This is a genomic window from Streptomyces malaysiense (genome assembly GCF_000980885.2).
GTDB lineage: Bacteria > Actinomycetota > Actinomycetes > Streptomycetales > Streptomycetaceae > Streptomyces > Streptomyces malaysiense.
The window spans coordinates 1-298 of sequence record NZ_LBDA02000218.1; the positions used below are offsets into that span (position 1 = coordinate 1).

General features: G+C 67.8%; 1 protein-coding gene. It reads right to left on the bottom strand.

The genetic code is table 11. The annotated features are described in order from the left end of the window. On the bottom strand, positions 1–298 hold a 298-nt coding region (locus VT52_RS35025), incomplete at both ends, for a ketoacyl-synthetase C-terminal extension domain-containing protein (RefSeq protein WP_276208008.1).

Consider the following 298-nt stretch of genomic DNA (forward strand, 5'->3'; position numbering starts at 1 on the left):
GACCGGCCACGCGAAGACAGAAGGCGCGGCGGCTTCGGTCTCTTCGCTTTCCTGGTTTTCCTGCTCGGCCGGGCTTGGTTCCGCCGGTGCTTCGAGAATCAGATGGGCGTTGGTACCGGAGATGCCGAAGGAGGAGACGCCGGCTCGGCGCGGCCGCTCGGTCTCGGGCCATTCGGTGGTCTCGGTGAGCAGGCTGACGGCCCCTGATTCCCAGTCGACGTGCGACGACGGCGCGTCGACGTGCAGGGTCTTGGGGAGCCGGCCGTGGCGTAGGGCCATGACCATCTTGATGACGCCC